Annotated in this window: 27 protein-coding genes; 22 read left to right on the top strand and 5 right to left on the bottom strand. The window is 48.0% G+C overall.

The genetic code is table 11. The annotated features are described in order from the left end of the window. Positions 1-129: 129 nt before the first annotated feature. Positions 130-525 carry a hypothetical protein gene (locus tag VN24_RS27580; RefSeq protein WP_045669249.1) on the bottom strand — a complete coding sequence of 132 codons (396 nt, stop codon included), beginning with the start codon at positions 523-525 and terminating at the stop codon, positions 130-132. 138 nt (positions 526-663) lie between these two features. Here VN24_RS27580 and VN24_RS27575 point away from each other — a divergent pair, with 138 nt between their 5' ends. The 5 genes from VN24_RS27575 (at position 664) to VN24_RS03140 (ending at position 5,896) form a co-directional block, all read left to right on the top strand. Further along, on the top strand, positions 664-1,461 hold the full coding sequence (locus VN24_RS27575) for a YwmB family TATA-box binding protein (RefSeq protein ID WP_045669248.1): 798 nt from the start codon (positions 664-666) through the stop codon (positions 1,459-1,461). Positions 1,462-1,602: 141 nt separating this feature from the next. After that, entirely contained in the window at positions 1,603-3,159 is a 1,557-nt protein-coding gene (gene zwf / locus VN24_RS03155; protein ID WP_045669247.1) for a glucose-6-phosphate dehydrogenase, read from the top strand. 165 nt (positions 3,160-3,324) lie between these two features. Next, the gene (locus VN24_RS03150) at positions 3,325-4,911 is read left to right on the top strand and encodes a peptide chain release factor 3 (RefSeq protein ID WP_045669246.1); all 1,587 of its coding nucleotides are present in this window, start codon (positions 3,325-3,327) and stop codon (positions 4,909-4,911) included. Positions 4,912-5,103: 192 nt separating this feature from the next. After that, positions 5,104-5,481: a winged helix-turn-helix transcriptional regulator gene (locus VN24_RS03145; RefSeq protein ID WP_148505186.1), complete on the top strand. Its 378-nt coding sequence runs from the start codon at positions 5,104-5,106 to the stop codon at positions 5,479-5,481. Between the two features lie 106 nt (positions 5,482-5,587). Then, complete coding sequence (locus VN24_RS03140) at positions 5,588-5,896, top strand: hypothetical protein (RefSeq protein ID WP_045669244.1); 309 nt, start codon at positions 5,588-5,590, stop codon at positions 5,894-5,896. Between the two features lie 180 nt (positions 5,897-6,076). Here the strand turns inward: VN24_RS03140 and sspI are convergent, their stop codons facing one another. Beyond that, a complete protein-coding gene (gene sspI, locus VN24_RS03135; protein WP_045669243.1) occupies positions 6,077-6,292 on the bottom strand; it encodes a small acid-soluble spore protein SspI in 216 nt (71 codons plus the stop codon). A 153-nt stretch (positions 6,293-6,445) separates the two neighbouring features. On the opposite strand from sspI, the gene VN24_RS03130 reads away from it, so the two are divergent. From VN24_RS03130 to VN24_RS03115, 4 genes are all read left to right on the top strand, one after another. Then, complete coding sequence (locus VN24_RS03130) at positions 6,446-7,129, top strand: potassium channel family protein (RefSeq protein ID WP_045669242.1); 684 nt, start codon at positions 6,446-6,448, stop codon at positions 7,127-7,129. Beyond that, complete coding sequence (locus tag VN24_RS03125; RefSeq protein ID WP_045669241.1) at positions 7,126-7,920, top strand: TrmH family RNA methyltransferase; 795 nt, start codon at positions 7,126-7,128, stop codon at positions 7,918-7,920. Before VN24_RS03130 ends, VN24_RS03125 begins: the two co-directional genes overlap by 4 nt. Before the next feature lie 646 nt (positions 7,921-8,566). Continuing rightward, a complete protein-coding gene (locus tag VN24_RS03120; RefSeq protein ID WP_045669240.1) occupies positions 8,567-9,328 on the top strand; it encodes a hypothetical protein in 762 nt (253 codons plus the stop codon). 308 nt (positions 9,329-9,636) lie between these two features. After that, entirely contained in the window at positions 9,637-10,848 is a 1,212-nt protein-coding gene (locus tag VN24_RS03115) for a hypothetical protein (protein ID WP_045669239.1), read from the top strand. 202 nt (positions 10,849-11,050) lie between these two features. Here the strand turns inward: VN24_RS03115 and VN24_RS03110 are convergent, their stop codons facing one another. Then, entirely contained in the window at positions 11,051-11,944 is an 894-nt protein-coding gene (locus VN24_RS03110) for a LysR family transcriptional regulator (protein ID WP_045669238.1), read from the bottom strand. Positions 11,945-12,115: 171 nt separating this feature from the next. Here VN24_RS03110 and VN24_RS03105 point away from each other — a divergent pair, with 171 nt between their 5' ends. The 7 genes from VN24_RS03105 (at position 12,116) to VN24_RS03075 (ending at position 19,196) form a co-directional block, all read left to right on the top strand. Then, positions 12,116-13,375, top strand: coding sequence for a class-III pyridoxal-phosphate-dependent aminotransferase (locus VN24_RS03105; RefSeq protein ID WP_045669237.1), 1,260 nt, complete (start codon positions 12,116-12,118; stop codon positions 13,373-13,375). Positions 13,376-13,430: 55 nt separating this feature from the next. Next, the gene (locus VN24_RS03100; RefSeq protein WP_052702757.1) at positions 13,431-14,453 is read left to right on the top strand and encodes a phosphotransferase enzyme family protein; all 1,023 of its coding nucleotides are present in this window, start codon (positions 13,431-13,433) and stop codon (positions 14,451-14,453) included. Between the two features lie 15 nt (positions 14,454-14,468). Continuing rightward, positions 14,469-15,242, top strand: a complete 774-nt coding sequence (gene fabG / locus VN24_RS03095; RefSeq protein ID WP_045669236.1) for a 3-oxoacyl-ACP reductase FabG — start codon at positions 14,469-14,471, stop codon at positions 15,240-15,242. A gap of 71 nt (positions 15,243-15,313) precedes the next feature. After that, positions 15,314-16,429: an ABC transporter ATP-binding protein gene (locus tag VN24_RS03090; RefSeq protein ID WP_045669235.1), complete on the top strand. Its 1,116-nt coding sequence runs from the start codon at positions 15,314-15,316 to the stop codon at positions 16,427-16,429. A 1-nt stretch (position 16,430) separates the two neighbouring features. Beyond that, positions 16,431-17,480, top strand: coding sequence for an ABC transporter substrate-binding protein (locus tag VN24_RS03085; RefSeq protein WP_045669234.1), 1,050 nt, complete (start codon positions 16,431-16,433; stop codon positions 17,478-17,480). A gap of 39 nt (positions 17,481-17,519) precedes the next feature. Continuing rightward, positions 17,520-18,419: an ABC transporter permease gene (locus VN24_RS03080; RefSeq protein WP_045669233.1), complete on the top strand. Its 900-nt coding sequence runs from the start codon at positions 17,520-17,522 to the stop codon at positions 18,417-18,419. Positions 18,420-18,422: 3 nt separating this feature from the next. Then, on the top strand, positions 18,423-19,196 hold the full coding sequence (locus tag VN24_RS03075; RefSeq protein ID WP_045669232.1) for an ABC transporter permease: 774 nt from the start codon (positions 18,423-18,425) through the stop codon (positions 19,194-19,196). 163 nt (positions 19,197-19,359) lie between these two features. Here the strand turns inward: VN24_RS03075 and VN24_RS03070 are convergent, their stop codons facing one another. After that, positions 19,360-19,740, bottom strand: a complete 381-nt coding sequence (locus VN24_RS03070) for a tautomerase family protein (RefSeq protein ID WP_045669231.1) — start codon at positions 19,738-19,740, stop codon at positions 19,360-19,362. 355 nt (positions 19,741-20,095) lie between these two features. Here VN24_RS03070 and VN24_RS03065 point away from each other — a divergent pair, with 355 nt between their 5' ends. From VN24_RS03065 to VN24_RS03040, 6 genes are all read left to right on the top strand, one after another. After that, the gene (locus VN24_RS03065; protein WP_045669230.1) at positions 20,096-20,518 is read left to right on the top strand and encodes a nuclear transport factor 2 family protein; all 423 of its coding nucleotides are present in this window, start codon (positions 20,096-20,098) and stop codon (positions 20,516-20,518) included. Between the two features lie 51 nt (positions 20,519-20,569). Further along, positions 20,570-21,553 (top strand): hydroxyacid dehydrogenase, encoded by a 984-nt coding sequence (locus VN24_RS03060; RefSeq protein ID WP_045669229.1) that lies wholly within the window; start codon positions 20,570-20,572, stop codon positions 21,551-21,553. 82 nt (positions 21,554-21,635) lie between these two features. Next, entirely contained in the window at positions 21,636-22,316 is a 681-nt protein-coding gene (locus VN24_RS03055; protein ID WP_045669228.1) for an HD domain-containing protein, read from the top strand. A gap of 220 nt (positions 22,317-22,536) precedes the next feature. Continuing rightward, positions 22,537-22,962: a DMT family transporter gene (locus VN24_RS03050; protein ID WP_045669227.1), complete on the top strand. Its 426-nt coding sequence runs from the start codon at positions 22,537-22,539 to the stop codon at positions 22,960-22,962. Positions 22,963-23,015: 53 nt separating this feature from the next. Beyond that, entirely contained in the window at positions 23,016-23,714 is a 699-nt protein-coding gene (locus tag VN24_RS03045; RefSeq protein WP_045669226.1) for a Crp/Fnr family transcriptional regulator, read from the top strand. Between the two features lie 79 nt (positions 23,715-23,793). After that, the gene (locus tag VN24_RS03040; RefSeq protein ID WP_045669225.1) at positions 23,794-24,276 is read left to right on the top strand and encodes a DMT family transporter; all 483 of its coding nucleotides are present in this window, start codon (positions 23,794-23,796) and stop codon (positions 24,274-24,276) included. 17 nt (positions 24,277-24,293) lie between these two features. Here VN24_RS03040 and VN24_RS26130 read toward each other — a convergent pair whose 3' ends face one another. Then, positions 24,294-25,412 carry an AraC family transcriptional regulator gene (locus VN24_RS26130; RefSeq protein WP_052702756.1) on the bottom strand — a complete coding sequence of 373 codons (1,119 nt, stop codon included), beginning with the start codon at positions 25,410-25,412 and terminating at the stop codon, positions 24,294-24,296. Between the last annotated feature and the right edge of the window lie 3 nt (positions 25,413-25,415).

Below are 25,415 nucleotides of genomic sequence, written 5' to 3'. Positions count from 1 at the left end.
GCCGGCATCCGGAATCTTTTTGACCGGTATCCTCTCCCGCATAAACAAGCAGATCGCCTGAATGTCAGGGATCTGCTTATTTGCTCTGGATGACGTCGCGTTATGATTGATCCGGCACCGCTGACTTATCTACAGAATCAGCAGCAGAAAAGCGATCGCCGCCAGCTCAAACGCGACAAAAGCTCCGAAAGGGTAGTACGGATACCTGTACGGATAGGGGCGAAACCCCGGGCCGTAAGGCGCATACGCTTTCGTCTGAGCATCCGAAAGTTCCGTCGAAACGGAGCCGGATTTCGTTTTCGGTTTGCGGGTTTTCTTTTTCCCCGGTTTGACCGGTTCGCTCTGCGCGATCGTTGGCAAATGATGCGTTTTGGGGCTGTCAGGAAAATCGTTCAGATGAACCCGGCCGTTCTTGCAGGAGCTGAGCACGCCGATATGACGCCTTCCGTCTTTCAGAACGACGCAAACCATATTTCCGCAAAATTGTTGAATCCGCTCTTCATGGAGCGGCAAGATCGGTTCCATTTTTGTCTCCTCCCATTATCATGTGCTGCTAACCAGTTTATTCACCCAAGGGCGGATGTGTATGGTCATTCACCCAGATTCCCGATTTTCACAGATATGTGCAAGCTAATGCCGCCTCTGAAAGGAAGTGGTTCCAGCATGGAAGGAAATTCGCGGCGGTCCGCGCTGCGCGGGATGGCGCTTGTCATGCTTCTGCTTGCCGCCGCCGCTCTCGTCATGATCTATCAGGCCAATCAAAGCAAAGGAACGAATGTTACGGCCGCCGGCTCGGAGGGCGCGACAACAGGCGACGTGAAGCGGCTGTGGGAATGGACCGATGGCGAGCTCCAGGGGGGCGCCCCCGGCGGCTCGTGGCAGCTGCGGTTCGATGCCGACGCTTCGGTCGATGAAGTGAAAAGGATGGCTGAGCTGCTCGGAATCAAGCCGCTTGCCGTTACTGCCGGAGCGCTGGATGAAACGGATGGTCTGGAGGGTAACCTATGGCAGGGAGAGGTCGTCCGGGGAGGGGGAGCGTTATCATTATGGGCAAAAAGGACCGGAAGCTCAGGCAGGGCAGCGGATCTCGTCATCCGCTATGAGCTCGGCCAAAAAGCGTCGCTTGACGCACTGCTGGCACAGGCAAACGCGGTGCTCAGCGCGGCGGCGGAAACGGGGCTCCATGCCAAAATGAACTTGAACGTGCATGGGTATGCGATCCGCAGCAACAGTATGCGCCGGCTTGCCGATATCGCACAGGCTGACTCTCGGGATACATACAAGGACGGGGCTACGGTGAGCGCGACCTATTTTACCCCGCTGCTGACGGCATCGGTTTCACTGGGCGGCGGAAAGAAAGGCAATCTGCAGCTGGCTGTCCACGACGATACGGAAAGCAAGCGGATCGAGCTGACAGCAGGGGTGCCGCTCATTTCCGGCGATTATTCGAAAGCGGATTAGGATGGCGGTCAGCCGCCGCAGCAGCGGCCCGCTTGAATGAAGATTGAATGAGAACAATGGCGGGTAATAGGGGAATATGGTAAACTACATACCATAAATAACCCCGTTTTTAATCCAAAGATGGAAGAGAGACTGAGGACGATGAACTACGCAAACACACAGGAAGCAGTGGCCGCAGAAGGCGCGGTCTTTTATCTGTTCGGAGCAACCGGAGATTTGGCCCGGAGAAAGCTCTTTCCGGCGCTGTTCAGTCTATATAAAGAAGGCAAGCTTGGCGAACAGTTCGCTGTCGTTGGACTTGCCCGCCGTCCGCGCACGAATGAGCAGTTCCGTGAGGACGTGTATGAATCGATCAATGAATTTTGCCGCTATAAAGCGAAGGACGCTGATATGTGGAACCGGTTCGCGCAGCATTTTGTCTATATGCCGCTGGACATCCACAACGTGGATGGGTTCCGCGAGCTTGACCGCTTGTCCGGCGAGTTGGATAAGAAATTCGATATTAAGGGCAACCGCCTGTTTTATCTCGCGCTTGCGCCGGAGCTGTTCGGACCGGTGTCGTTCAACCTGAAGGGCGGCGGGCTTCTTGAATCGCCCGGATGGCACCGCCTTGTAATCGAGAAGCCGTTCGGCTACGATTTGGATTCCGCGCGCAAGCTGAACGAGCAGCTCAGCCAAGTGTTCAATGAAGAAGAGATTTACCGGATTGACCACTATCTTGGCAAAGAAATGGTGCAGAATATCCAGGTTCTCCGCTTCGCGAACGCGTTCTTCGAGCCGCTTTGGAACAACCAGCATATCGCGAATGTGCAGATTACGCTGTCGGAAACGGTCGGGGTCGAAGAACGCGGCGGTTATTACGACAATTCCGGCGCGCTTCGCGACATGGGACAGAACCATATGCTGCAGATGCTTACCATGATTGCGATGGAACCGCCGAGCCGACTTCACCCGGAGGGCCTCCGCGATGAGAAGGTGAAAGTGCTGCGCTCGCTGCGCAAATACAATTCCAGCGACGAAGTTCGCCAAAACGTCGTGCGCGCTCAATATGCCGAAGGCAACCAAGGCGGCAAACCGCTGCCGGCATACCGTCAGGAAGAAAGCGTTCCGGCCGACTCGATGACGGAAACTTATTTTGCCGCGAAGGTGATGGTGGACAACTTCCGCTGGGCCGGAGTGCCGTTCTTTATCCGAACGGGTAAACGTCTGCCGGTCAAGACGACGGAGGTTGTGATCGAGTTCAAGAACGTGCCGGAAAACGTGCTGTTTGCAAAGCGTCATGATCTTGGACCGAACCTGCTCGTCATTCGCGTCAATCCGATGGAAGGCATCTATATCAAAATCAACGCCAAAAGGCCGGGTTCCGACAATGAAGTCCAGCCGGTAGCGATGGAGTTTTGCCAAAGCTGCCAAGTTGGCATCAATACGCCGGAAGCTTACGAGCTGCTCATTTACGATGCGGCGCGCGGCGATTCCACCTATTTCACGCGTTGGGACGAAGTGGCGCAGGCCTGGTCGTTCGTCGACCGGATTGCGCAGGCGTGGAGAGAAAATCCGAACGATCTCCAATTTTATCCGGCCGGTTCGTGGGGACCGGAGCGTTCGAAAAGGCTGCTTGCCGACGAAGGCTTCCACTGGTGGCCGGTGAACGGTCAAGAGGAGGATAACGTCATCTGGGTCAAGGGCAGCAAAAGCTAACCATAATGCTGCGGAATCAATATAAATGCCGGGTCCGAACCGACAGGCACAGCTTGAATTTGTACCGCATATGCTAAAGTCGGCGAGAGAGGCTGGCTCATACGGATTGAATCCTGTTATAATAGTTACACGTTTGAGGATTTAAGATGAAGGGATACTCTGTAAATGAGCAAAACATTAAGCAGTGAGATTAATCAGGAAGTGGAGAAACGGCGCACATTCGCGATCATCTCTCACCCTGATGCAGGGAAAACAACATTGACGGAAAAGCTCCTCCTGTTTGGGGGGGCTATTCGTCTTGCCGGTTCCGTTAAAGCGCGGAAAGCGAGCCGGCATGCAACATCCGACTGGATGGAGATTGAGAAGCAGCGCGGAATCTCCGTTACATCGAGCGTGATGCAGTTCGACTATAACGGCCATCGCGTCAACATTCTCGATACGCCGGGTCACCAGGATTTCAGTGAGGATACGTACCGCACGCTGACGGCGGCGGACAGTGCCGTCATGCTGATCGACGTCGCCAAAGGCGTCGAGGCGCAGACGATCAAGCTGTTTCAGGTGTGCCGCAAGCGCGGCATTCCGATCTTCACGTTCATCAACAAGCTCGACCGCGAAGGGCAGAGCCCTTTCGACCTGATGGAAGAGCTGGAGCGCGTGCTCGGCATCCGCTCGGTGCCGATGAATTGGCCGATCGGGATGGGCCGCGAGCTGTGCGGCGTTTACGACCGGATGAAGGATCAAGTCGAGCTGTTTCAGGGCGACGACCACGAAACGATCAGCGTTCGCAAAGTTGCCGATTACCATGACCCCGTCATCCGCGAAATGGCGGGCGACTATTTGGCGGACCAGCTTGAGCAGGAGCTGGAGCTGCTCGATGTTGCGGGCGACCCGTTTGATTTCGAGAAAGTTCGCGCGGGCGAGCTGACGCCGGTGTTCTTCGGCAGCGCCGTCAACAATTTCGGCGTACAGACGTTTCTGGAGAACTTCCTGCAGCTTGCGCCGAAGCCGGCTTCCCGGATGAGCACGAGCGGTCCGGTCGAGCCGACCGACGAAAAGTTTTCCGGCTATATTTTCAAAATTCAGGCGAACATGAATCCCGCCCACCGCGACCGGATCGCTTTCCTGCGCATTTGCTCCGGCCGGTTCGAACGGGGCATGAGCGTCAAGCATGTGCGCGCAGGCAAAGACATTAAGCTGTCCCAGCCGCAGCAGTTTCTTGCGCAGGACCGCGACATCGTGGAGACGGCATATCCCGGCGATATTATCGGTCTGTTCGACCCGGGCATTTTCCGCATCGGTGATTCGCTTTCGCAGGGAGCGAGCGTTGAATTCGACGAGCTGCCGACTTTTTCGCCGGAGATTTTTGCCAAAGTTACGGTTAAGAATGCACTTAAGCATAAGCAGTATCAAAAAGGGATCGACCAGCTGACGGAGGAAGGCACCATTCAGGTGTTCCAAACGACCGGCAGCTTCGACGAAACGATTCTCGGCGTCGTCGGGCAGCTCCAGTTCGAGGTGTTCGAATACCGGATGCGTGCCGAATACGGAGTGGAAATTCAGCTGCACCGGATGAGCTTCCAGTTCGCGCGCTGGATCGTCGACGATAAAATCGATCCGTCCAAATTCCGCATTAATTCCACGCTCGTCAAGGATAAAAAGGGCAACTACGTCGCTCTGTTCGAGAACGAGTATGCGATGCGTACGGCAATGGATAAAAATCCGACCTCCAAGTTTCTGGAGATGGCTCCTTAGGCAAACCGCGCCTGGGAGGCGAATAACCTTCTTCAAAGAGCCGCGGCTCTTAATGAAGAAGGTTTTTTGCTGCTCACATTTAAAATAGCGCCGGCTCTTTCCGTTTCCAGTCATTTCATGTATAGTAAAAAAAACAAGGTACACGCGTTCAAAGAATATAGCATCTATTTATATACTTAGGGAGGCGGAATGATGGAGAAGAGTAATGAACGGTTCGGGACGTGTCCGAACAATCAAGGATGTCCGGTCGAGTTCACGCTTGGGGTTATCGGCGGCAAATGGAAAGGCATCCTTCTCTATCATCTCATTGACGGGAAGAAGCGGTTTAACGAGTTCAGGCGCATTTGTCCCGCCATCACGCAGCGGATGCTTACGCTGCAGCTTCGTGAAATGGAACAGGACGGCATTATTCACCGCGAAGTGTATCAACAAGTGCCGCCCAAAGTGGAATATTCGCTTACCCCGCTCGGGGAAACGCTGGCGCCGATCATTTTGCAAATGAAAGTTTGGGGAGAAGAAAACCGCAGCGCCGTTTCTTCACATGCGGCAGCAGCACAGCGGCCGGAATAAAATCCGCGTCGGTCCTCATTGCTTCCATAAGCCATTGGAACTATAATAAGGTGGAATGTTGGATTGTATCCACCATATCAAAAGTCATGGAAACGAGGGAAAACTGATGGCTCTTCCACGGTTGATGCGTCTCATTACCGGGGTGTGCGAGCTCATTCTCGGAATACCGGTTATCGGCGGGCTGATCATTATCGGCACCGGATATATCCCGCTTACTTTTATGCTCATCCTTCATATTTTGACACTCGTCGTGTGCGTTCGTGCCCGGAGCGAGATTCATGGCAGCATCGTCGGAATTGTAACTTCGTTTATTGCTTATATTCCTTTTGTCGGCATGATTATGCACATCATTACCGGGCTCCTGCTTGTGATCAGTAGCGCGAGCCGAAGCGAAAGGTACCGGTGGCGCAGTTAAAGCAGACAGCGGGATCCTAACGATCCGCATAGACGCTAAACGACTATTAACGTTGATAATGGCTGATAACAGCTGATAGCCGGCAAACCCCGCATTTTGCGGGGTTTTTCAATTTAAGAAAGATCGTTTCCGTGGACCTTGTGGTTGCCAAGCAATATCGAGACAGCCGTTACCGCTTGATTAGCTTTGCGGATGAAGATGATTATGGAGACATTGCACCATGCGGTTTTGCTCCCTTTTTTCACTATTCTGCCAGATCATTTCGAACAGGACCCCGAGTCCGGGAAGCGTTTTTTCGTCGCTGTTGATCGAGCTGTCGATAATATCGGTCAATTCCTCGCTGGATTTGTCCTGAACACGCATAATAATCGCTTGACGCAAATTGAAATTTTGCATGTGCAAATGACCTCCCATTCGTCTGTACCCCGGTTTAATATGTCCGCCAAGGGTGAAATTCATTCCACTGCTCCGAAGGGCAATCCGTTTGGGCGGGCCACGCCGGTATGCTATAATGGCATTAGAATTTACGGGGAAGGGAAGAAAGACACGTTGCGCAAAAAACAATTTGCCGTTATCGGGTTGGGAAGATTCGGATCCAGCGTTGCGAGGTCGCTGTCTGATATGGGCTTTGAAGTGCTCGCCATTGATTCCCATGAACAGAGAGTTCAGGATTTGTCCAATGAAGTTACGTTTGCCGTTACCGCCGACTCCACCGATGATGACGCGATGCGCGCGCTCGGGATCGGCAATTTCGACGTTGTTGTCGTCGCGATCGGGGAGGACATCCAGGCCAGTATTTTGACGACGTTAGTGGTTAAGGAATTGGGTGTTCGGCACGTGATCGTCAAAGCCCAGGACGAGCTGCACGGGAAGGTGCTGCACAAAATCGGGGCGGACAAGGTCGTTTATCCGGAACGGGATATGGGGATGCGTGTCGCCCACCATCTTATCATGCCTAATATTATCGATTTCATCGAGCTGTCGGAAGAGCACGGAATCGTTGAGCTCAAGGCTCCGGAGGCAATGATTGGCCACAGCCTCAAAGAGCTGGATATCCGGGCCAAATACGGCTGCAACGTCATGGGCATCAAAAACAACGGCCGGATGAACATTTCGCCGAATGCCAACGACTCGATCCGGTCCGGTGACATCCTCGTCGTTGTAGGCCGGAACCAGGATTTAACGAGGCTTGAAACGGCTTATTCTGCAGGCTTGAAGGTAGGGGAACGATGAACGAAACGTCTTTGAGCTCTGCGCAAAATCCGAAGGTTAAAGCTTGGGCAGGGCTGCTTGATAAAAAAAACCGCGATCGGAGCGGCCAGTTTCTGGTGGAAGGCGTACATTTGGTGAAAGAGGCGCTGCTTAGCGGCGCGTCGATCGGGACGATCGTTTATGACGCGGAACGCGGCATTCCGGCAGAGCTTCAGCCGCTGCTGGCAGAAGCGGACGGCATAATCGTCGCGGCAACTCGAGCCGTTATCGCCAAATGCACCGGAACGGATACGCCTCCGCCCGTCTTCGCTGTCGTGAATAAACCGCATGCCGACTCTTCGTTTCTGTACCGCACCGATTCGCTCGTCGTCGTATTGGACGGCGTGCGCGATCCCGGCAACGTCGGCACGATTATCCGCAGCGCGGACGCGGTCGGTGCGGACGCCGTTGTGTTAGGCAAAGGCTGCGTTGACCTCTACAACCCGAAGACCGTTCGTTCCACGATGGGCTCTCTGTTCCATCTGCCCGTGGTGGAAGGCGATCTCTGCGTGCTGTTGCCGGAAGCGAAAGCGAAAGGAATCCGCCTCGCCGGCACGAGTCTGCAGGCGGAGCGCGACTGCTTCCACTGCGACTGGAAGGGACCGGTGTGGCTGCTGTTCGGCAGCGAATCCGACGGGCTGTCCGCCGCGGCATCGGATCTTCTCGATCTGAACGTCATCATCCCGATGCGCGGCAAAGCGGAATCGCTCAATGTGGCGATGGCCGCAACGGTGCTGCTTTACGAGGCGCTGCGGCAGCGGAGTTTTACATAAATAAAAACTCCTGACCTCCCCACCCAATAAGTGTCCAGGCATAAAAATAACTGTCCACCAACTCACTCAAGACTGGAAGCGAATCGGATATTCCTCCGATCAAACTCCAGTCTTTTTCTCATGTCGCGACAGATACAATGGGGAAAAGAGGTAAGCATTTCTTCAAGTTTTTGACTCCCGTTCTAAATCGATTTTTAAGCCCTCACGACCAGCCTGTTCCCTTTATTTTCCTAGCTCTTGGGGACATTAATTATTATCTCTGGAATGTATTTATTTCTTTTTCAAAACCAATCAAGATATGAGACTTGCCTGGACATAAATATTGGAATATCCTTCGCTCCATTCTTTTGATCTTGCGGCCTTGAAATTAAAACCTACTCTGCCGAAATAATTAATATATGACCGTCAGCGGCCAGATCCAGGGCTTTTAGACCACTGAATCAAGTCCGTCAGTACGCATCGGCACATTACCAGAAGCGTCATACCAGATGATCGGCTTTCGAGTACGTATCTTGCTTTAATAGAAAATCCATTCATCCATTGGGAACTTAAAATATTAATAAATACTAATGTTTACAAAATTGATTAGTAATGGTATTTTTAATGTGGCTCATGATTAAAATAATCGGTTAATGGAGGTTTGATTGTGAAAAAGAAAAGCATCGTTTCAGCACTGTTTGTATTACTGATTTCTATGTTACTAGCTCTTCCTGCTCAGGTGTCCGCAGACGCTATTCCAACGGACCCTTACTATGGGGAAACTGTAACAGTCGGCCTATATGATCCCATTCCCCCAGGATGGGTTCTTACCGGCAACTTTACAATGATGTATGTGGGTGGAGCTAGTTATGGAGACAGGATATCGATCCTCACGGAATCACCGCTTCCCGCAGATTGGGTTCTTGTCAATTATGATAGCTATCATTACAAGTGGGATGCCGTTTATGTGGGTGGAGCTAGTTTTGGAGACACGGAATGGATCGCGACTGAATCAAGGGTCCCCGCAGAATGGGTTTATACCGGTTATGATTCGTGGTCTCACAATTATGAAATCACTTATGTAGGTGGAGCTGATTATAATGACATGGTATCGGGGGTCTTGCCTGAATCACCGCTCCCAACAGGATGGGTTCGCACCGGCTATTATAGTTATGGTAACACCTATGAACTCACTTATACGGTTGGAGCCGAGTATCTAGACACGATATCGATCGTGGCTGAATCACCGGTCCCTGAAGGATGGGCTAAGACCGGATATGATAGTTATCATAACCGCTATGAACTCACTTATACGGTTGGAGCCAGTTACGGAGACACGATATCGATCACGAGGGAATCACCGCTCCCCGAAGGATGGATTATTACCTTTCTTGGATGGCTCAGCCACAGAATCACGTATATTGGGTAAAACGATATTTTGCATGTCCCATCGGCAAGCAGCCTCCTTGGCCGCAGCAGCCGCTATTTATTTAAATAAATGACTGATATTAAAGCTGCCGGATGATCGTGATTCATCCGGCTTTTTTTCTGCTCACCAGGGGGAGAGAATCCTTGATATAGGCCGACTGCTATTTCTTTTTACCCCGATGTATGTCCTACCTCCTTACGATGTAGATCAATAGCACTAAAAATGTTAAAAATATTAACAAAAATGAATTTTAATGGTATTTTTAATACGGCTCATAATTAAAATAATAGGTTATTGGAGGTTTGATTGTGAAAAAGAAAAGCATCGTTTCAGCACTGTGTGTATTATTCTTTTCCATGTTGTTAGCGCTTCCTGCTCGGGTGTCCGCAGACGCTATTCCAACGGACCCCACCTATGGGACCACTGTAACAGTCACCTCAGGTACAAATATCCCCGAAGGATGGGTAATTACTTATTATGATGGAATCATCTATAGACTCACATATACGGTTGGAGCCAGTTATAGAGACACGTTTAATATCGAGGCTAATTCACCGATCCCCGCAGGATGGGTTCTTACCTATGCTAATGGAATAAATGACGGCTATGAAATCACGTATACGGGTGGAGCCAGTTATAGATCTACGATAGATATCCTGGCTAATTCAGAGATCCCCGAAGGATGGGTTCTTACCGATGCTTATGGAAATGGCGGCTATCGAATCATGTATACGGTTGGGGCCGGTTATAGAGACACGATAGATATCCTGGCTAATTCACCGATCCCCGCAGGATGGGTGACTACTACTGATTATGGAAATAGCTATCGAATCACGTATATGGTTGGAGAAGCCAGTTATAGAGAAACGATGACGATCGTGAGTGAATCACCGGTCCCTGCAGGATGGGTTCGTATCTATTATAATAGTTATAATGACACCTATGTAATCACGTATACGGGTGGAGCCAGTTATAGAGACACGATAGATATCATTGCTAATTCAACGATCCCCGCAGGATGGGTTCTTACCTATGCAAATGGAAATGGCGGCTATCGAATCATGTATACGGTTGGAGCCGGTTATAGAGACACGATAGATATCATAGCGAATTCACCGATCCCCGAAGGATGGATTCTTACCTATGCAAATGGAAGTGGCGGCTATCGAATCATGTATACGGTTGGAGCCGGTTATAGAGACACGATAGATATCATAGCGAATTCACCGATCCCCGCAGGATGGGTTCTCATCTATGCAAATGGAAATGGCGGCTATCGAATCATGTATACGGGTGGAGCCAGTTATAGAGACACGATGGATATCATAGCGAATTCACCGATCCCTGCAGGATGGGTTCTTACCTATGCGGATGGAAATGGCGGCTATCGAATCACGTATACGGTTGGAGCCAGTTATGGAGACACGATGGATATCATAGCGAATTCACCGATCCCCGAAGGATGGGTTGTTACCGAAAATTATGGAAATAGCAGCTTTCAAATCACGTATACGGGGTAAAACGATATTGCCCCCTCGTTTACGGCCTTCTTGGCCTCAATTGATCTTATAACTCCCATCCACCACCTTAAGTGTCAAGGAATAATAATTATTTTCCTGACACACTAAAGACTGGAGAACGGTCGGATCTTCCTCCGAATCTTTCTCCAGTCTTTTTTGATTTTCTCTCGATTGTCCAAGTACTTCATTATTGATCGCATTGTCATTTAATGGTTAACATTTCACGCGCATGGGTTAAGAAGGCAGCAAGAGAAGGGGAAAGCCATTTGTCTTTGTGCCATACCAGATGCGTAACAACTGAAAGATCAGGGCCTTCCCAAGGTAGCTTGACCAGTTGACCACTCGTTATTTCAGAGGATACGGAAACGGATGATAAAAGCGTTACTCCCAGCCCAGAGATCACACATTGTTTGACGGCCTCGATACTATTAAATTCGAGAATTGTTTTTGGATAGACATTTGCGCGGCTCAATATTCTCTCGAAGTGACCGCGATAACAGCAGCCTGATTCTGTCAAAAGCAAGTCGACCCCAGTAAAATCGGATGGAACAACGACCTCATTTCCAACGAGGGGATGGTCCGGTGCAGCGACAACCCAAACGGGTTCAATTGCGAGTATTTCATCGCCGGGACCTCCCTCGCGGTCAAGCTCCTCAAAAACAAAAGCCACATCAATACTCCCGGAATGAACGAGATTCCTAAGCTCTGCTACTGGACTTGGACGAAAAACAATTTTAACACGCGGGTACCTCGTTCGAAATGAACGTAGGAGCGATGGAAGGCGATAGATACAGAGTGATTCCGCTGCCCCAATTCTCAATGTTCCTTGCGGTTCTTCTCCCAATGAAACAGCGGCCTGGGCTTCTTCTGCAAGATCCAGCAATTGCTCTGCGTATTGCAATAATTGGCGACCTGCATCCGTCAGGACGACTTGTTTTCCTCCTAATCGGTCGAACAATGGGACACCTAAATTATTCTCCAGCGCTTGAATCTGAGTTGTGACATTCGACTGGACATAGTTTAAGCTAACAGCCGCCTTAGTAAAACTCAGCATTGTAGCTACCGCTCGAAAAATGGTCAACTGTCGTAAATCCAAAGCAATCACCATCTCTATTAATGATTATATTAATCATTTTTATTTAATTTTAATAATATTGTCAACTCCTTATAATAAAATTACCGCTCAAATGAAAGATGTGAGTCAGATTTCCTCTCGGGAAAAGTTAGCTAAATCGCATGTTAATAACAGATAGGTGGGGATTGGAATATGTTTACCGTCAACGAGATAACCAAAGAAACAGCGCTTGCGAAATCAATCCAATGGTGGAATCCAGGTAAAACAAAGCAGTGGCAAACAGATGGCGTAGATCTGGTGATGGGGAAGCGTGAGGGGTATTACTTTTACGATTTGAGCGGCAAAAAGTTAATGGATGTACACCTGAATGGAGGCACTTATAACCTCGGGCATCGAAATCCGGAAATCATCGAAGCATTACAGGAAGGAATGAAGGAATTTGATATGGGCAACCATCACTTTCCGTCCGTTGCACGTGCCCAACTAGCGGAGATTATGGCTAAAGCAGCTCCAGACACGTTGAAGTATTCCATTTTTTCAAGCGGCGGTAGTGAGGCAATTGATATTGCCCTAAAATGCGCCAGGTACGCGACGAAACGGAAAAAGATCATTTCCATTCAAAATGGATACCATGGTCACACTGGCTTGGCAGTTTCTCTGGGCAACCCTCGTTACTCCCTTCCTTTTCTAAGTGACGGGGATCCGAATGAGTTTGTTCAAGTTCCATTTAACGATCTGGAGGCGATGAAATCCGCATTATCGAAAGGAGATACCGCATGCGTCATTGTGGAAACCGTACCGGCGACTTATGGTTTTCCAATGCCGGAAGCAACTTATTTGTCTTCGGTAAAAAGCATGTGCGAACAGTATGGGACACTTTATATTGCCGACGAAGTACAAACCGGTTTGCTGCGCACCGGCAAATTGTGGGGCATCGAACATTATGACGTTAAACCGGATATTCTCGTGACATCCAAAGGATTCGGCGGAGGCATTTATCCGATTGCCGCCACGTTGGTCAGCGAGCAGGCCGGCCAGTGGATGCATGAGGACGGGTTTGCCCATATGTCGACATTTGGCGGGTCTGAGCTGGGATGTATTGTTGCAATGAAAGTAATGGAAATTACACAGAGGGAAGAAGTCCGGCAAAACGTGAATTTCGTTGCCGGTTACCTGCGGGAGGGTCTGGAAACGATCCGGCGTCAGTACCCCGATTTTTTCGTGGATATCCGTCAGCTGGGTGTTGTGATGGGTCTGGTTTTCGGCCATCCGGAAGGAGCCAAGCATGTCATGCGCTCCTTGTACGAAAACGGCGTATGGGCCATTTACTCCATGCTTGATCCGCGTGTCTTGCAGTTTAAGCCCGGTCTTCTCTGCGACAAGTCGTATTGCGACGAATTGCTGTCCCGGGTAGAAACAAGTATCGCCCAGGCTTCAACAATCATGATATAAATGCATGCCCGCTCTACAAACGGCAAGGATTAATATGACTGAATCGAGGTGCGTTATGAAGATTACTAATCAGGTAATAAGTGATCCTTTGGACTTTTTAAACCAGATTGCGCAGCGAGCGATGCTTCTGTATCCTGTCTCTTCCCGTTCAACAATCCGATTGTTGAATTATTCAGAGAATGCGACATACCTCATCGAAGATACGGAGACCGGTGACCGCGCTATATTAAGGATTAATCGACCGGGCTATCACATTAAGGAAGAGTTGGAAGCGGAGCTGATCTGGATGGAAGCAATCCGAAGCCACTCCTCGATCGTTGTTCCTGAACCGATAACAGGCAGCAATGGGGAGTTGGTCCAACTTGTTTCTGCCGGCCATGATGGACAGGATCCTTATCATTGCGTCATGTTCACCTTTTTAGCCGGTTCGGCTCCAGACGAAGAAAACGAAAGTCGGTTGGAAATTCAATTTGCAAAGCTGGGCGAGATAACGGCACATTTGCACAATCACACTTCTATGTGGAAAGATTCAGGCCAATTAAGCCGTCCTACTTGGGATTACGAAACAATGTTGGGAAGCAAACCCAAATGGGGAAGGTGGCAGGACGGCTTGGATATGACCCCTGAACGAGTGGAGGTGCTGAAACAAGCAGCGGGGAATGTATCCCAGAGACTTTCCCGGTTCGGGAAGACTCCGGATCGATTCGGTCTTGTTCACGCCGATTTGCGCCTTGCCAATTTGCTGGTGGAAGATGAACAAATCAAAGTTATTGATTTCGATGATTGCGGGTTCAGCTGGTTTCTCTACGATCTCGCTTCCGCATTAAGTTTTATGGAGCATAAAGATTGCGTGCCGAATTTGATTCGAGCCTGGTTGAAAGGGTATGAAACCGTTCGTACAATCTCGGATGAAGAAAAAGAGGAGATTCCCACCTTTATTATGCTTCGAAGATTAACTTTGGTGGCCTGGGTCGGAAGCCATTCCGATAGTGAAACAGCTCAGGAGCTTGGAGCGGAATTCACGCATAAAACCGTGGAACTAGCAGAGCAATACTTGCTTGATAGGAGATTAAATTAACAGGGGGTAGGCTTCATGTGGTCATCGTTAGAAGGAAAATCGGTTCTCGTAACCGGTGGAAGCAAAGGGATTGGAAAAGGAATTGCGAAAGGTTTTGCTGAACAAGGCGCGTACGTGGCGGTTGTCGCACGTCGTGAAAGAGATGCAGAACAATGTGCAGGAGAAATCAGAAATAGCGGTGGAAAAGCTAAAGCTTTCCAAGGGGATGTATCTGATTTGTCTTCGATGAATCGTTTGGCCTTTGATGTGGCCGATGCTTTCGGAGGCATTGACATCCTTTGCGCCAATGCCGGCATTTTCCCTAATGCGTCGCTTGAAACGATGACAGGTAATGAATGGGACGCCGTCATGAATACGAATGCGAAAGGCACCTTGTTCACCTTGCAAGCATGTCTGCCCTATTTAAAGCAGGCCGAATTCGGACGGATCATTGTTACTTCTTCCATTACAGGACCCGTTACCGGTTATGCCGGTTGGGCTCATTATGGGGCGAGCAAGGCCGCACAGCTCGGATTCATGCGCAGCGCAGCACTCGAATTGGCGAAATACCAGATTACAATCAATGCTGTAATGCCGGGCAATATTAGGACAGAGGGATTGGACAATTTAGGCGAGGGATATTTGCAAGGTATGGCTGCCTCCATTCCGCTCAAGAGGCTCGGAAGCGTAGAAGATATTGCTCACGCCGCTCTGTTTCTTTCTTCGAAAGAAGCGGGGTTTATAACAGGACAAACCGTTATTGTAGATGGCGGACAAACGATTCCCGAAAGTTTGGAGGCATTTGGATGATCCGCCTTATCAAGATGTCCATATTTAAGCGTTAATAGACTGCAATCAAATGAGAAAGGAATGAACACCGGATGAGCATAACGCATCTTGCCATTAAAGATGTTATGAAATCGTATAAAAAAGTCAAAGCGGTCGACAATGTGAATCTTGAGGTGAAAAAAGGTGAATTTTTAACCATTCTGGGGCCATCGGGATCGGGTAAGACTACTCTGCTCAAGCTGATAGCAGGTTTCGAGGAAGCAACCGAGGGTTCTATCACGTTAAATAGACGGAATATTACGAATAAAAAGCCGTATGAGCGCAATATCGGTATGCTATTCCAAAACTATGCCCTTTTCCCGCATATGACGGTAGTCGAAAACATCGCATATCCGTTGCATATTCGGAACATGGAGAAAAAAGAAATACGTGAAAAAGTGAAAAACATGCTGGATCTCGTCCGTCTCAGTGAGTATGGCGACCGCTATCCGAATAAATTAAGCGGGGGACAGCAGCAGCGTGTCGCTCTCGCACGGGCAATTGTTTTTAACCCGCCGCTCTTATTATTGGACGAGCCTTTAGGCGCTCTGGATAAAAATCTCCGGGAGATGATGCAGCTGGAAATCAAACACATACAGGAAAAAGTAGGTATCACAACAATTAGCGTGACGCATGACCAGGAAGAGGCTTTAACGATGTCCGATCGCGTCTGTGTGATGAATAAGGGAAGAATCGAGCAAGTTTCTACTCCGCAAGGAATTTATCAACGACCGGACAATAAATTTGTTGCGGAATTCATAGGTGAAATCAATCTTTTGGGCGGTGAAGTCGTATCAACTGAACATACCAAATTAATTATCCAATTATTCGGCGATTCAACTTTGTCATTCTATGCGGAAGAACGGGCTGATATCAAAGAGAATAAAGTCTATATCGCTTTGCGGCCTGAAAATCTTCATCTTGTTCATAAAGCGAGCGATTATGAAAATACGATTCAAGTCACCATATGCGAAAAAATTTATGTGGGAAATGCCTTAAAGGTAAAAACCAAAACCTCATTCGGAGAAGAACTGGTGGTCAAATTGCCAACGCACTTATCAGAAGAGTTACAAATCGGCCGCCCAATTTGTCTCGGTTGGAACAGTGCGGACTCCACCGTAATTCCTTTCGCCCCCCGTCAAGTAATCTCATCACAAGGGAGGAAATGAAATGGTTAGAAAATGGAGAATTGCTTTGCTGGCAATGATGTTGGGATTTTCTTTGACTGCTTGCGGCTCGAAAACTGATTCAGCCTCCGCTGAGCAGCAGTTAACGATTGTCGACTTTGGCGGAGTTTCCTCTGAAGCGGCAAAAAAAGCGCTCTATGAACCGTTCGAAAAGGAATATAATGCGAAAATTACAGTTGTTTCACCCCCTGATGAAGGAAAATTAAAGGCGATGGTAGAAAGCGGAAATGTGGAATGGGATGTTGTTTCTGTCTTTCCTCACTTTGTGCCGCGTTTCGAAAAAGAAGGGCTGCTCGAGAAATTGGATTATAGCATTATTGATAGAACAGACATCTATCCGTACATGGTTAGCGATTATTCCATCGCCCGTTACTCCTATTTCTGGAACATTGCTTACAACAGTGACATTTATCAAGACGGTAATCATCCTCGAACGTGGTCTGAGTTTTGGGATACAGCAGCATTTCCGGGCGCTCGCGGCCTGTGGAAAGGACCGGAAGGAACGCTGGAGATGGCGCTTCTCGCCGATGGTGTAGCTCCCGATAAATTGTATCCTCTTGATATCGCCCGGGCATTTAATAGTTTGGATAAAATAAAGAAAAACGTAAAAGTATGGTGGGAGTCAGGAGCTCAGCCGCCGCAATTATTGTCAACAAAAGAGCTTACAGCAGCTGCAGTCTGGAATGGCCGCGTTTCTGCTGCCAAAGCGCAAGGCTCTAAGATCGACAATGAATTTAACCAAGCCATCGAAGTGTTCCTATCCTGGGTTGTCCCCAAGAACGCGCCCCATAAAGATTTAGCCATGAAGTTCATCGCATATGCATCGGAGCCGGAACAGCAAGCGGCATTCTCCAAGCTGATCGATTATGCGCCCTCCAACAAGAAAGCTCTGGAGCTGCTGCCGGAGGATCTGAAACAACGGTTGGGACGAAGTGAACAAAGCAAGAATGAAACTGTCATTATGGATGTGAAGTATTGGTCCGAAAATTATGACAGCGTATATGATCAATTCAATAAGTGGTTATTAAAATAGGGTGGGTTGTTAAAAATAGTTTTGTAAGGGGACAATTCTATGAAAAGTGTGGAGATAGAGGTTCAGGTACCCGCAAGGGTGCCCTTCCTGTATCAAGTTATGAGGCTGCCGGGGTTGAAATGGCTTTTGCCCTTCATTCCGCTTGTTTATATGGCTTTTTTACTCTATTACTCATTGTTCAGCTTTCTGAAGTTAAGTGTTTCCAATGAAAGCGGATTTACATTGCAGTATATACAGGAAGTATTGACGGATACGTTTTATCTGAAGGTACTTTGGCTCACGGTAAGGACGGCAACTATAGTAACGGCATTATGCCTGCTGCTGGCTTATCCTGTTGCTTACTTGTTAATTCTGATTCAATCTGTCAGATGGAAAAAAGTGATTCTTGGAATCGTCATGATTACCCTCTGGATCAGCTTGCTGGTGCGTACGTTTTCTTGGACCGTTATTTTGCAAGATCATGGTATCATTAATGAATTTTTGCTTTCTATTGGCGTGATCCATGAACCGGTCCAGCTTCTTTATAACTCAACCAGTGTAGTAATCGGGATGACACATGTTTTGCTTCCTTACATGATATTGAATTTGTATTCGGTGATGGAGGGAATCGATCTACGCCTCGTTCAAGCTGCACAAGGTATGGGATCACGTCCATGGAGTGCTTTTACAAAAATATTCTTTCCGTTATCTTTACCGGGAGTGATATCGGGATCTTTGATTGTGTTTGTCATGGGTTTAGGCTTTTTTATCACTCCTGCGCTCCTGGGCGGACAGGGGAATGTAATGATAGCCAAATTAATTCATGATAATTTTCACAAAACATTAAATTGGCATTTGGTTGCCTCGCTTTCATTACTCTTAATCGTTACGAAACTCGTGATCCTATTCGTTGGTTTTTGGATTTCGAGATTTTCGCCGGTATTGAAAGGGGATGATTAGTCGATGGGGCTCCGAATCGCAGTTGGGATCATCCTGGTGTTGATGGTTCTGCCCATATTAGTCATTATTCCGTTGTCCTTCAGTTCAGAAGTTGCCTTTCATTTGCCGCCGGAGAGTTATTCGTTCAAATGGTATCAAAAGTTTTTCGCTGATGATGAATGGATCGCAGGACTAAGACGCAGCGTTTCTGTTGCCATTTTCACTTCCATTCTTTCCACTATATTAGGCATCATGGCGGCTTTTTCCGCAAATCGCCTGGATTTTCCGGGAAAAAAGCTATTCATGAATTTAATACTTGGGCCCATGATCTTTCCGGTCATCGTTGTAGGGATTGCGTTATATCATTCGTTTTCTGCTTACAAGCTAACGGATAAAGTGTCGGGACTTGTACTCGCACATACGATTTTAGCGTTACCGTTTGTTTTTGTTACTGTTTTGGCGAGTCTCAAAGGTACCGATAAAAATTTGGAATTGGCCGCTCTCAGTTTGGGTTCTACACCGATAGGAGCTTTTTTTAAAATTACGTTGCCTATCATGCGTTCCGCAATAACGGCAAGTGCTTTATTTGCTTTCATTACTTCTCTGGACGAAGCTGTTGTGAGCATTTTTATCTCCGGGGCCAGGACCAAAACTCTTCCGATCATGATGTGGGATAGCATGAATTTTCAAGTTGATCCGACAATTGCAGTCGTTTCAACTCTATTAATCGCGGCTACAATACTAATCTTTATTTTACTGCCAGGCTTAATACCGACAGGGAAAGACAGAAATACCTAGGAGTCTCTAATCCCGCTCTTCGTTTATAAACCTAAATGAACCGATCAAGGAGTTATCCCCGATCGGTTCATTTGATTTTCAGGTTTATGGTCTGCTTTTAAGGGGCTGCCCTAAATCATCTTAGATGACTTAGGACAGCCCCTTAAGCTAGGCATTCATATTATTAAGCATACTGCGCTAAGCCACATCCAAGTGACCAGGCTTCCTTTTTGACTTCAAGGAGACTTATGAACACATCCTCCTTGCGGACGCCCAGATCTTGATTTAATAGTTCTGCAATTCGAGCATAGAGGGCTTTTTTCTCCTCAAGTGTTCGCGTATTGTTTGCTGTGATTTGGATAATGACCAAATCATCGGTACGGGGGATATTTAAGTAATTCTTCCCATAAACAAACCCATCGGACTCATGTTCATGAATGACCATGAAGTCGTTATCCTCCGCCAGGTTAAATGTCTCATTCATGGCAATATAAAGATTTTTGAGGATTGCTTGCTTGTACTCAGTTGACTTTCCCTTTAGTAAAGAAACCCTTGTTAGCGCCATCTTTTTACCTCCTAATTGATTTTTATCACACTTCCAATTACAAGTTGTATGTGATGTTTTTATTATAAGGAGTAGAATTCATTAATAAAAATAAATAAAAATGATCTTATTAATCATAAAAAGAGATTGTTTTTTTCTATGGATTTATGACAGTGATCAGATTAATTTCCGATTCAGAGTTAATCGAATTGGCAGATTGATTCCATGCAAGGTGTATGATAATGTCAATAATAAGCAATGAAAATGAGACCTCTTTTTCACAGAATCATCGCCTTTTTTGCTGGTATGCCTTTCTCCTCTCCGAACAACGGAAAGGGGTTTTTTGTGTACAAATGTCTAAAGGAGTGAGGAGACCGTGTACCATTCGATTGTAAAAAGGAATATTCGTGCCGCATTCGATCATTTAAATAAGGGCGATTACGAAAAGGTGCTTGCCATGTTTTCTCCGGATATCCGTTTTCGTTTTCCGGGACAACATTCCTTGGCGGCGAATCTGTCAAGCCTTCCCGACGTTCGTAACTGGTTCGAGAAATTTCTATCCACGCTAAAAGGAATTCAGTTTGAGATTCTCGATATTTTGGTGGAAGGAGCTCCATGGAATACGATAGCGATGACCCGTTTTCGGGATACGATCCCGCTTCCCGATGGACGGGAAATGTACAATGAAGGCGTACAATTCCTTCGGATCAAGTGGGGGAAAATCGTGGAGGACCAGCTTTATATTGATACCCAAATCATGGAGTCCGCATTGAGCGAGATCGGAAAGCCATCTGTGTGATAGATATGTCCGTTTGTGTGATTTTATCAATCATGAGAGGAGCTTGCATACTTGGATAAGCCAAAGATATTGCAGATATTATCCATGTACCATGAAGAAGCGGAACAAATATTGCAAAAAGAAGCGGATGTCATTCGAACGGATGATTATAGTCTGGCAAACCTGTGTCATTTAGTGAAAGACGTTGAAGGGATCATTTTAAGGGCTCCGGCTCGAATCCCCAAAGAAGTTATCGACGCCAATCCGCACTTACAAGTTATTTCCGGAGCGGGGGTGGGGCTTGATAATATTGACGTTGCATACGCGACCAAAAAAGGGATTCCGGTATTGCATGCACCGTCTGTAAATAAAGTTTCAACCGCCGAACATGCCGTGATGTTTATTATGGCTTTAAGTAAATCAATCATTCCTTTTCATACCGAAATGAAGCAAGGAAACTACGATTCAAGAAATTCGATTCCGACCTATGAGTTAAGAGGAAAAAAAGTCGGTCTAATCGGATTTGGAAATATCGCACAAGAGGTAGCCAAGAGAGTAATATTCGGCTTCGAGATGAAAGTTTCCGCCTGGGTAAGGGAATATGATGCTGTTAAACATGGCATATCCGAACAATTAGGCGTTGAGATCACAACGGATATTCGGCGGATCTTTACGGGATCTGACTTTGTATCCATTCATATTCCTTTAAACGAAAAAACGAAGCATTCGATTGATCGCGGTTTATTGTCATTAATGAAACCGTCGGCATTTCTAATCAATACGGCCCGGGGAGCGGTGCTCCATTCCGATGATCTTTATTATGTATTATCGAATCACAAGATCGCCGGAGCTGCATTGGATGTATTTGAAGTTGAGCCGCCTCCACCAGATCATCCTCTGTTAAAATTGCCGAATATCATCGTCACTCCTCATGTGGGCGGGACGACTATGGAATGTAACTATATTACGTCTACGACCGTCGTTCACAATGTATTAAACCTTTTGAAAGGTGAACATCCTGAATTCGTTGCGAATCCAAGCACTTTAAAAAAGTGAAAGGACTTCTCGAAGCTTATGAATTATGATAGAAAATATAGAACTAAGCTTTATTGCTATTTTCAACTTAAAGGAGTCATAAATGAAAAATAGTCCGGAAGATATTATTAACCAAGCGAAAGACTTTGTCCGCTCAACTCTTGAGCATGAAAGTACCGGGCACGATTGGTTCCATATTTACAGGGTTACCGAAACGGCAAAAACGATAGCGAGGGAAGAGGGAGCAGACCTGTTCATTTGCGAGCTTGCCGCCCTTCTTCACGACATTGCGGATGCGAAGCTTAATCCTTCCGAGGAGATCGGGCTGAAGAAGGTAGCGGATTGGCTGAACAGCAATGGGGTGGGGATGGAAGATGCGGAGCACGTGCTCGAAATTATTTCCACCATGTCTTTTAAAGGTGGGGGTAAAGCCCCGATGCGGACGCTGGAGGGCAAAGTGGTTCAGGACGCGGATCGTCTTGACGCCATCGGAGCGATTGGAATTGCGCGCGTCTTCACCTACTCGGGGGCGAAAGGACGCCCGATGCATGACCCTGCGGTTAAGCTCCGCGACCGGATGACGGAAGAAGAATATCGGAGCGGCAACGATACGGCAATCAATCATTTTTATGAAAAACTGCTCAAGCTTAAAGATCTTATGAATACGAATTATGGCAGGGTCGTGGCCGCTGAACGCCATCAGTTTATGCTTCATTACTTGGAACATTTCTACGCGGAATGGGAAGGTAAAGCAGGATACGACTCGAACGGGGAACAATCTTGATCTCGAGGAAGGCGCTACTCTGCGTCTTAGAACAAAGCTTACGAAAGGCCGATAACATCGGCCTTTTTTTTTGTTGGCAAGGGACAGGGCGCGGGAGATGAAGATATATGGGCAAGATGCAGCAGCCAACCGCAATGGAGGAGCCCGGGACATATGTCCTTCCCAAAATAGCCGGCCACATCCTTTAATAATAGAGAAGTCTGAATTTGGGAGCGAAAACATGAGAGGGAGCTTATTTGCGTTTTTAGCAGGGGCTTTTATCACTTTGCAAGGAGTTGCCAATTCACGGATTAGTGAAGATATCGGTACTTGGCAGGCGGCGGCGATGACCCAGTTAACCGGATTCCTGGCGGCTTTGCTTATTTTGATTTACTTCCGGGATGGACAATGGCGAAAGCTTAAGGAAGTGAAACCGTTGTATTTGACTGGCGGCACCTTTGCGGCGGTCATTATTTTCAGCAATGTTACGGCTATTCAGCGGATCGGGGTTACCCTTACGATATCTATCCTGCTGATCGCCCAGCTGAGCCTGACCTTTTTGACCGATCGAAACGGTTGGTTCGGCGTGGTGAAGATGAAGATGAAGCTGCCGCAGGTCATCGGCATCGGGATGATGATCGCAGGGGTGGTGATCCTAACGTTTTGATTGTATCATGATTCCAGAATGGGATTGGTTTAATCTGGAGGCGAAGCCGAGTCATGCAAGAAATTAAAGAACGCGGGCAATTAGAGCAATATTTGCGTGCCCATCGAATCGAATCGATATTTAATGAACAATTGGTACCGCATTTGTCGCTGTACGCTTTTAATCAAGGTGAGGTCATTTGTTCCCAAGGAGAAGCTCCACAGTATCTGTACATCCTTGTGAAAGGGAAGGTTAAAATCTATACCGCCTCGGCGGAAGGCAAAACACTGATTCTCTCTTTCAAAACACCGCTTGAGGTGATCGGGGATATTGAATACGTGCAAGGGACTCCTATTATGAATACAGTTGAGGCCGTATCATCGGTCTGCATGATCGGTGTTCATCATCGTTGGTTGAAGAAATACGGCAGAGACCATTCACCGTTGCTGCAATTTTTACTGGAAATCGTCACGCAAAAGTTTTACATCAAATCGAACTCTCTCAGCTTTAATTTGATGCATCCGGTGGAAGTGCGAACGGCAAGTTACCTGTTGTCTGTCTCCTTTGATGCATCCGATTCTCAATTTATGGGGCAGCTTAGTACAGCCAATTTGAGGGATGCGGCAAACTTGATCGGAACCAGCTATAGACATCTGAACCGGGTCATCCGGCAGCTTTGCACCGAGGGCCTGATTGAGCGTACCAAAGGATTCATCCTTGTTAAGGACAGGGAGGGGTTAAGTGCGCTGGCAAGTCTTAATATTTACGAATAGAATGTTCACTTATGCTGCAGCCAAGCAAGGGTAACCAACTTTACGCATTCGAATAAATGAGCAAAGTGGGGTGAAGGCTATGATTCTGGGACTAACAATGGCGTTTATCGCAGGTTCGCTGGTCGGTTTGCAAAATATTTTCAACAGTAATGTGAACGAACGCGCAGGGTCTTGGGCAACGACGACGCTCGTATTAGGTCTGGGATTTCTGACTTCATTGACGATCGGACTCATCTTTGAAGGGAACCATCTGTTTACTTTGCAGCATATGCAGCCCTGGTACTGGATCAGCGGTTTGATCGGAGTAGGGGTGGTCACCTGTCTCGTGCAGGGGATAAAGCTGTTAGGTCCTACCTATGCGATTGCTATCGTGCTGACATCACAGCTCGGATTTGCTTTATTGTGGGACTCGCTAGGCTGGTTAGGTCTGGCTAAAGTCCCTTTTACTTTCAAGCAATTGGTAGGTGTGCTGGTTATCGTCGGCGGCATCGTTGTATTTAAATTAGGTGGTAGACGCAAGAGCCGCAGGCCGTCAACTGGCGTTACCATCGAAATCAAGTAATATTTGCGATTTTCATCTTAAGTTGGCGGCAGCTTTCTGAACCGGTTCGGAGAGACGCCAAACTGTTTTTTGAACACTTTGCTGAAATATTTCTCGTCGTTATAGCCGATCATTTGGGCGATCTCATTAATTTTTAATGTGCCGCCGGCAAGGAGCTGCTGCGCTTTTGTCATGTGAATTTTTTGAATATAGTCGTTTAAATTCTCGCCGGTCTCCTTTTTAAAAAGGCGTGACGCGTATTCGCGGCTCAAATGAAAATGCTTCGCGATCTCCTGTACGCTTAAGTCATCGTTGTAATTGTGATCGATGTAGCGCGCCATTTCATAAACGATGCTTTTCGAGCGCACTTCGTTGACGTTCAGCTGTTTAATAATGCTCAGAACGATTTCGCCCAAATTTCGCTGCCAGGCCTCGATCGAAAAGAAGCCCTGCTCGTCGAAAGGGACGGCAGCAATCGCCTCTTCCAGTTCATAGCGGATATCCGCGCCGTCTTTAATGCCGTATTTCTCGGTCCAGCGCAGCAGCATAAGACGGATTTCGCTGTTCCATATTTCCAGCTGGCCGAGCGAGATTCCCGGCAGCTTGCGCATCTCGTCGAACCATCTGCCGACCGTTTCACGGACCGATAATTCCGAGCCGGAAAGCAGCGCGATCCGGAAGTCGTCTTCAAAATCATAAAAGTGGAGACGCACCGCCGCGGGCAGCGCATCTTCGTCATAAACGGCAGCGTTGGCGGTGCGATGCAGCAGGTTGATGCCATTTAACGCCTGATGGGCTTCAACGCCGCATTTCCGCAAATGTTTCGGAAAAGAACATGCCGAACTGATCCCGATGCTCGGCGTTGCCTGCAGCGAATGAGCCGTCTCCAGCGCAAATTGCTTCAGATGTGAGTGCAGGTTCGCGGATTCGCTCCACATATACAGAAGGACGAAGGATGCGTCGTTCCAATGCCGCAACGCGATTCCTTGCCCGCTTGCGGACAGCGTCCGGTTGCAGGCTGAAATAAACGCCGCATTGGCCGACGTTCGGGATGGCTGCCGCCGGGCTTCGCTTGTCTGTTCGAGCCTGATATAGGCGGCGGCGCAATACTGCGCTTGCCGCAGCGTACCGAAAACGCTGCAAAGCCGCTCTTTCATTTC

Source organism: Paenibacillus beijingensis (genome assembly GCF_000961095.1).
Classification (GTDB): Bacteria; Bacillota; Bacilli; order Paenibacillales; family Paenibacillaceae; genus Paenibacillus_O; species Paenibacillus_O beijingensis.
The sequence above is the reverse complement of the archived record's forward strand: the minus strand, read 5'-3'. Positions and strand labels throughout refer to the sequence as shown.

Coding starts and splice junctions, on each gene's coding strand:
- VN24_RS27580 (WP_045669249.1), bottom strand. CDS start 525: ATGGAACCGATCTTGCCGCTCCATGAAGAGCGGATTCAACAATTTTGC.
- VN24_RS27575 (WP_045669248.1), top strand. CDS start 664: ATGGAAGGAAATTCGCGGCGGTCCGCGCTGCGCGGGATGGCGCTTGTC.
- zwf (WP_045669247.1), top strand. CDS start 1,603: ATGAACTACGCAAACACACAGGAAGCAGTGGCCGCAGAAGGCGCGGTC.
- VN24_RS03150 (WP_045669246.1), top strand. CDS start 3,325: ATGAGCAAAACATTAAGCAGTGAGATTAATCAGGAAGTGGAGAAACGG.
- VN24_RS03145 (WP_148505186.1), top strand. CDS start 5,104: ATGGAGAAGAGTAATGAACGGTTCGGGACGTGTCCGAACAATCAAGGA.
- VN24_RS03140 (WP_045669244.1), top strand. CDS start 5,588: ATGGCTCTTCCACGGTTGATGCGTCTCATTACCGGGGTGTGCGAGCTC.
- sspI (WP_045669243.1), bottom strand. CDS start 6,292: ATGCAAAATTTCAATTTGCGTCAAGCGATTATTATGCGTGTTCAGGAC.
- VN24_RS03125 (WP_045669241.1), top strand. CDS start 7,126: ATGAACGAAACGTCTTTGAGCTCTGCGCAAAATCCGAAGGTTAAAGCT.
- VN24_RS03105 (WP_045669237.1), top strand. CDS start 12,116: ATGTTTACCGTCAACGAGATAACCAAAGAAACAGCGCTTGCGAAATCA.
- VN24_RS03100 (WP_052702757.1), top strand. CDS start 13,431: ATGAAGATTACTAATCAGGTAATAAGTGATCCTTTGGACTTTTTAAAC.
- fabG (WP_045669236.1), top strand. CDS start 14,469: ATGTGGTCATCGTTAGAAGGAAAATCGGTTCTCGTAACCGGTGGAAGC.
- VN24_RS03090 (WP_045669235.1), top strand. CDS start 15,314: ATGAGCATAACGCATCTTGCCATTAAAGATGTTATGAAATCGTATAAA.
- VN24_RS03085 (WP_045669234.1), top strand. CDS start 16,431: ATGGTTAGAAAATGGAGAATTGCTTTGCTGGCAATGATGTTGGGATTT.
- VN24_RS03080 (WP_045669233.1), top strand. CDS start 17,520: ATGAAAAGTGTGGAGATAGAGGTTCAGGTACCCGCAAGGGTGCCCTTC.
- VN24_RS03075 (WP_045669232.1), top strand. CDS start 18,423: ATGGGGCTCCGAATCGCAGTTGGGATCATCCTGGTGTTGATGGTTCTG.
- VN24_RS03070 (WP_045669231.1), bottom strand. CDS start 19,740: ATGGCGCTAACAAGGGTTTCTTTACTAAAGGGAAAGTCAACTGAGTAC.
- VN24_RS03055 (WP_045669228.1), top strand. CDS start 21,636: ATGAAAAATAGTCCGGAAGATATTATTAACCAAGCGAAAGACTTTGTC.
- VN24_RS03050 (WP_045669227.1), top strand. CDS start 22,537: ATGAGAGGGAGCTTATTTGCGTTTTTAGCAGGGGCTTTTATCACTTTG.
- VN24_RS03045 (WP_045669226.1), top strand. CDS start 23,016: ATGCAAGAAATTAAAGAACGCGGGCAATTAGAGCAATATTTGCGTGCC.
- VN24_RS03040 (WP_045669225.1), top strand. CDS start 23,794: ATGATTCTGGGACTAACAATGGCGTTTATCGCAGGTTCGCTGGTCGGT.
- VN24_RS26130 (WP_052702756.1), bottom strand. CDS start 25,412: ATGAAAGAGCGGCTTTGCAGCGTTTTCGGTACGCTGCGGCAAGCGCAG.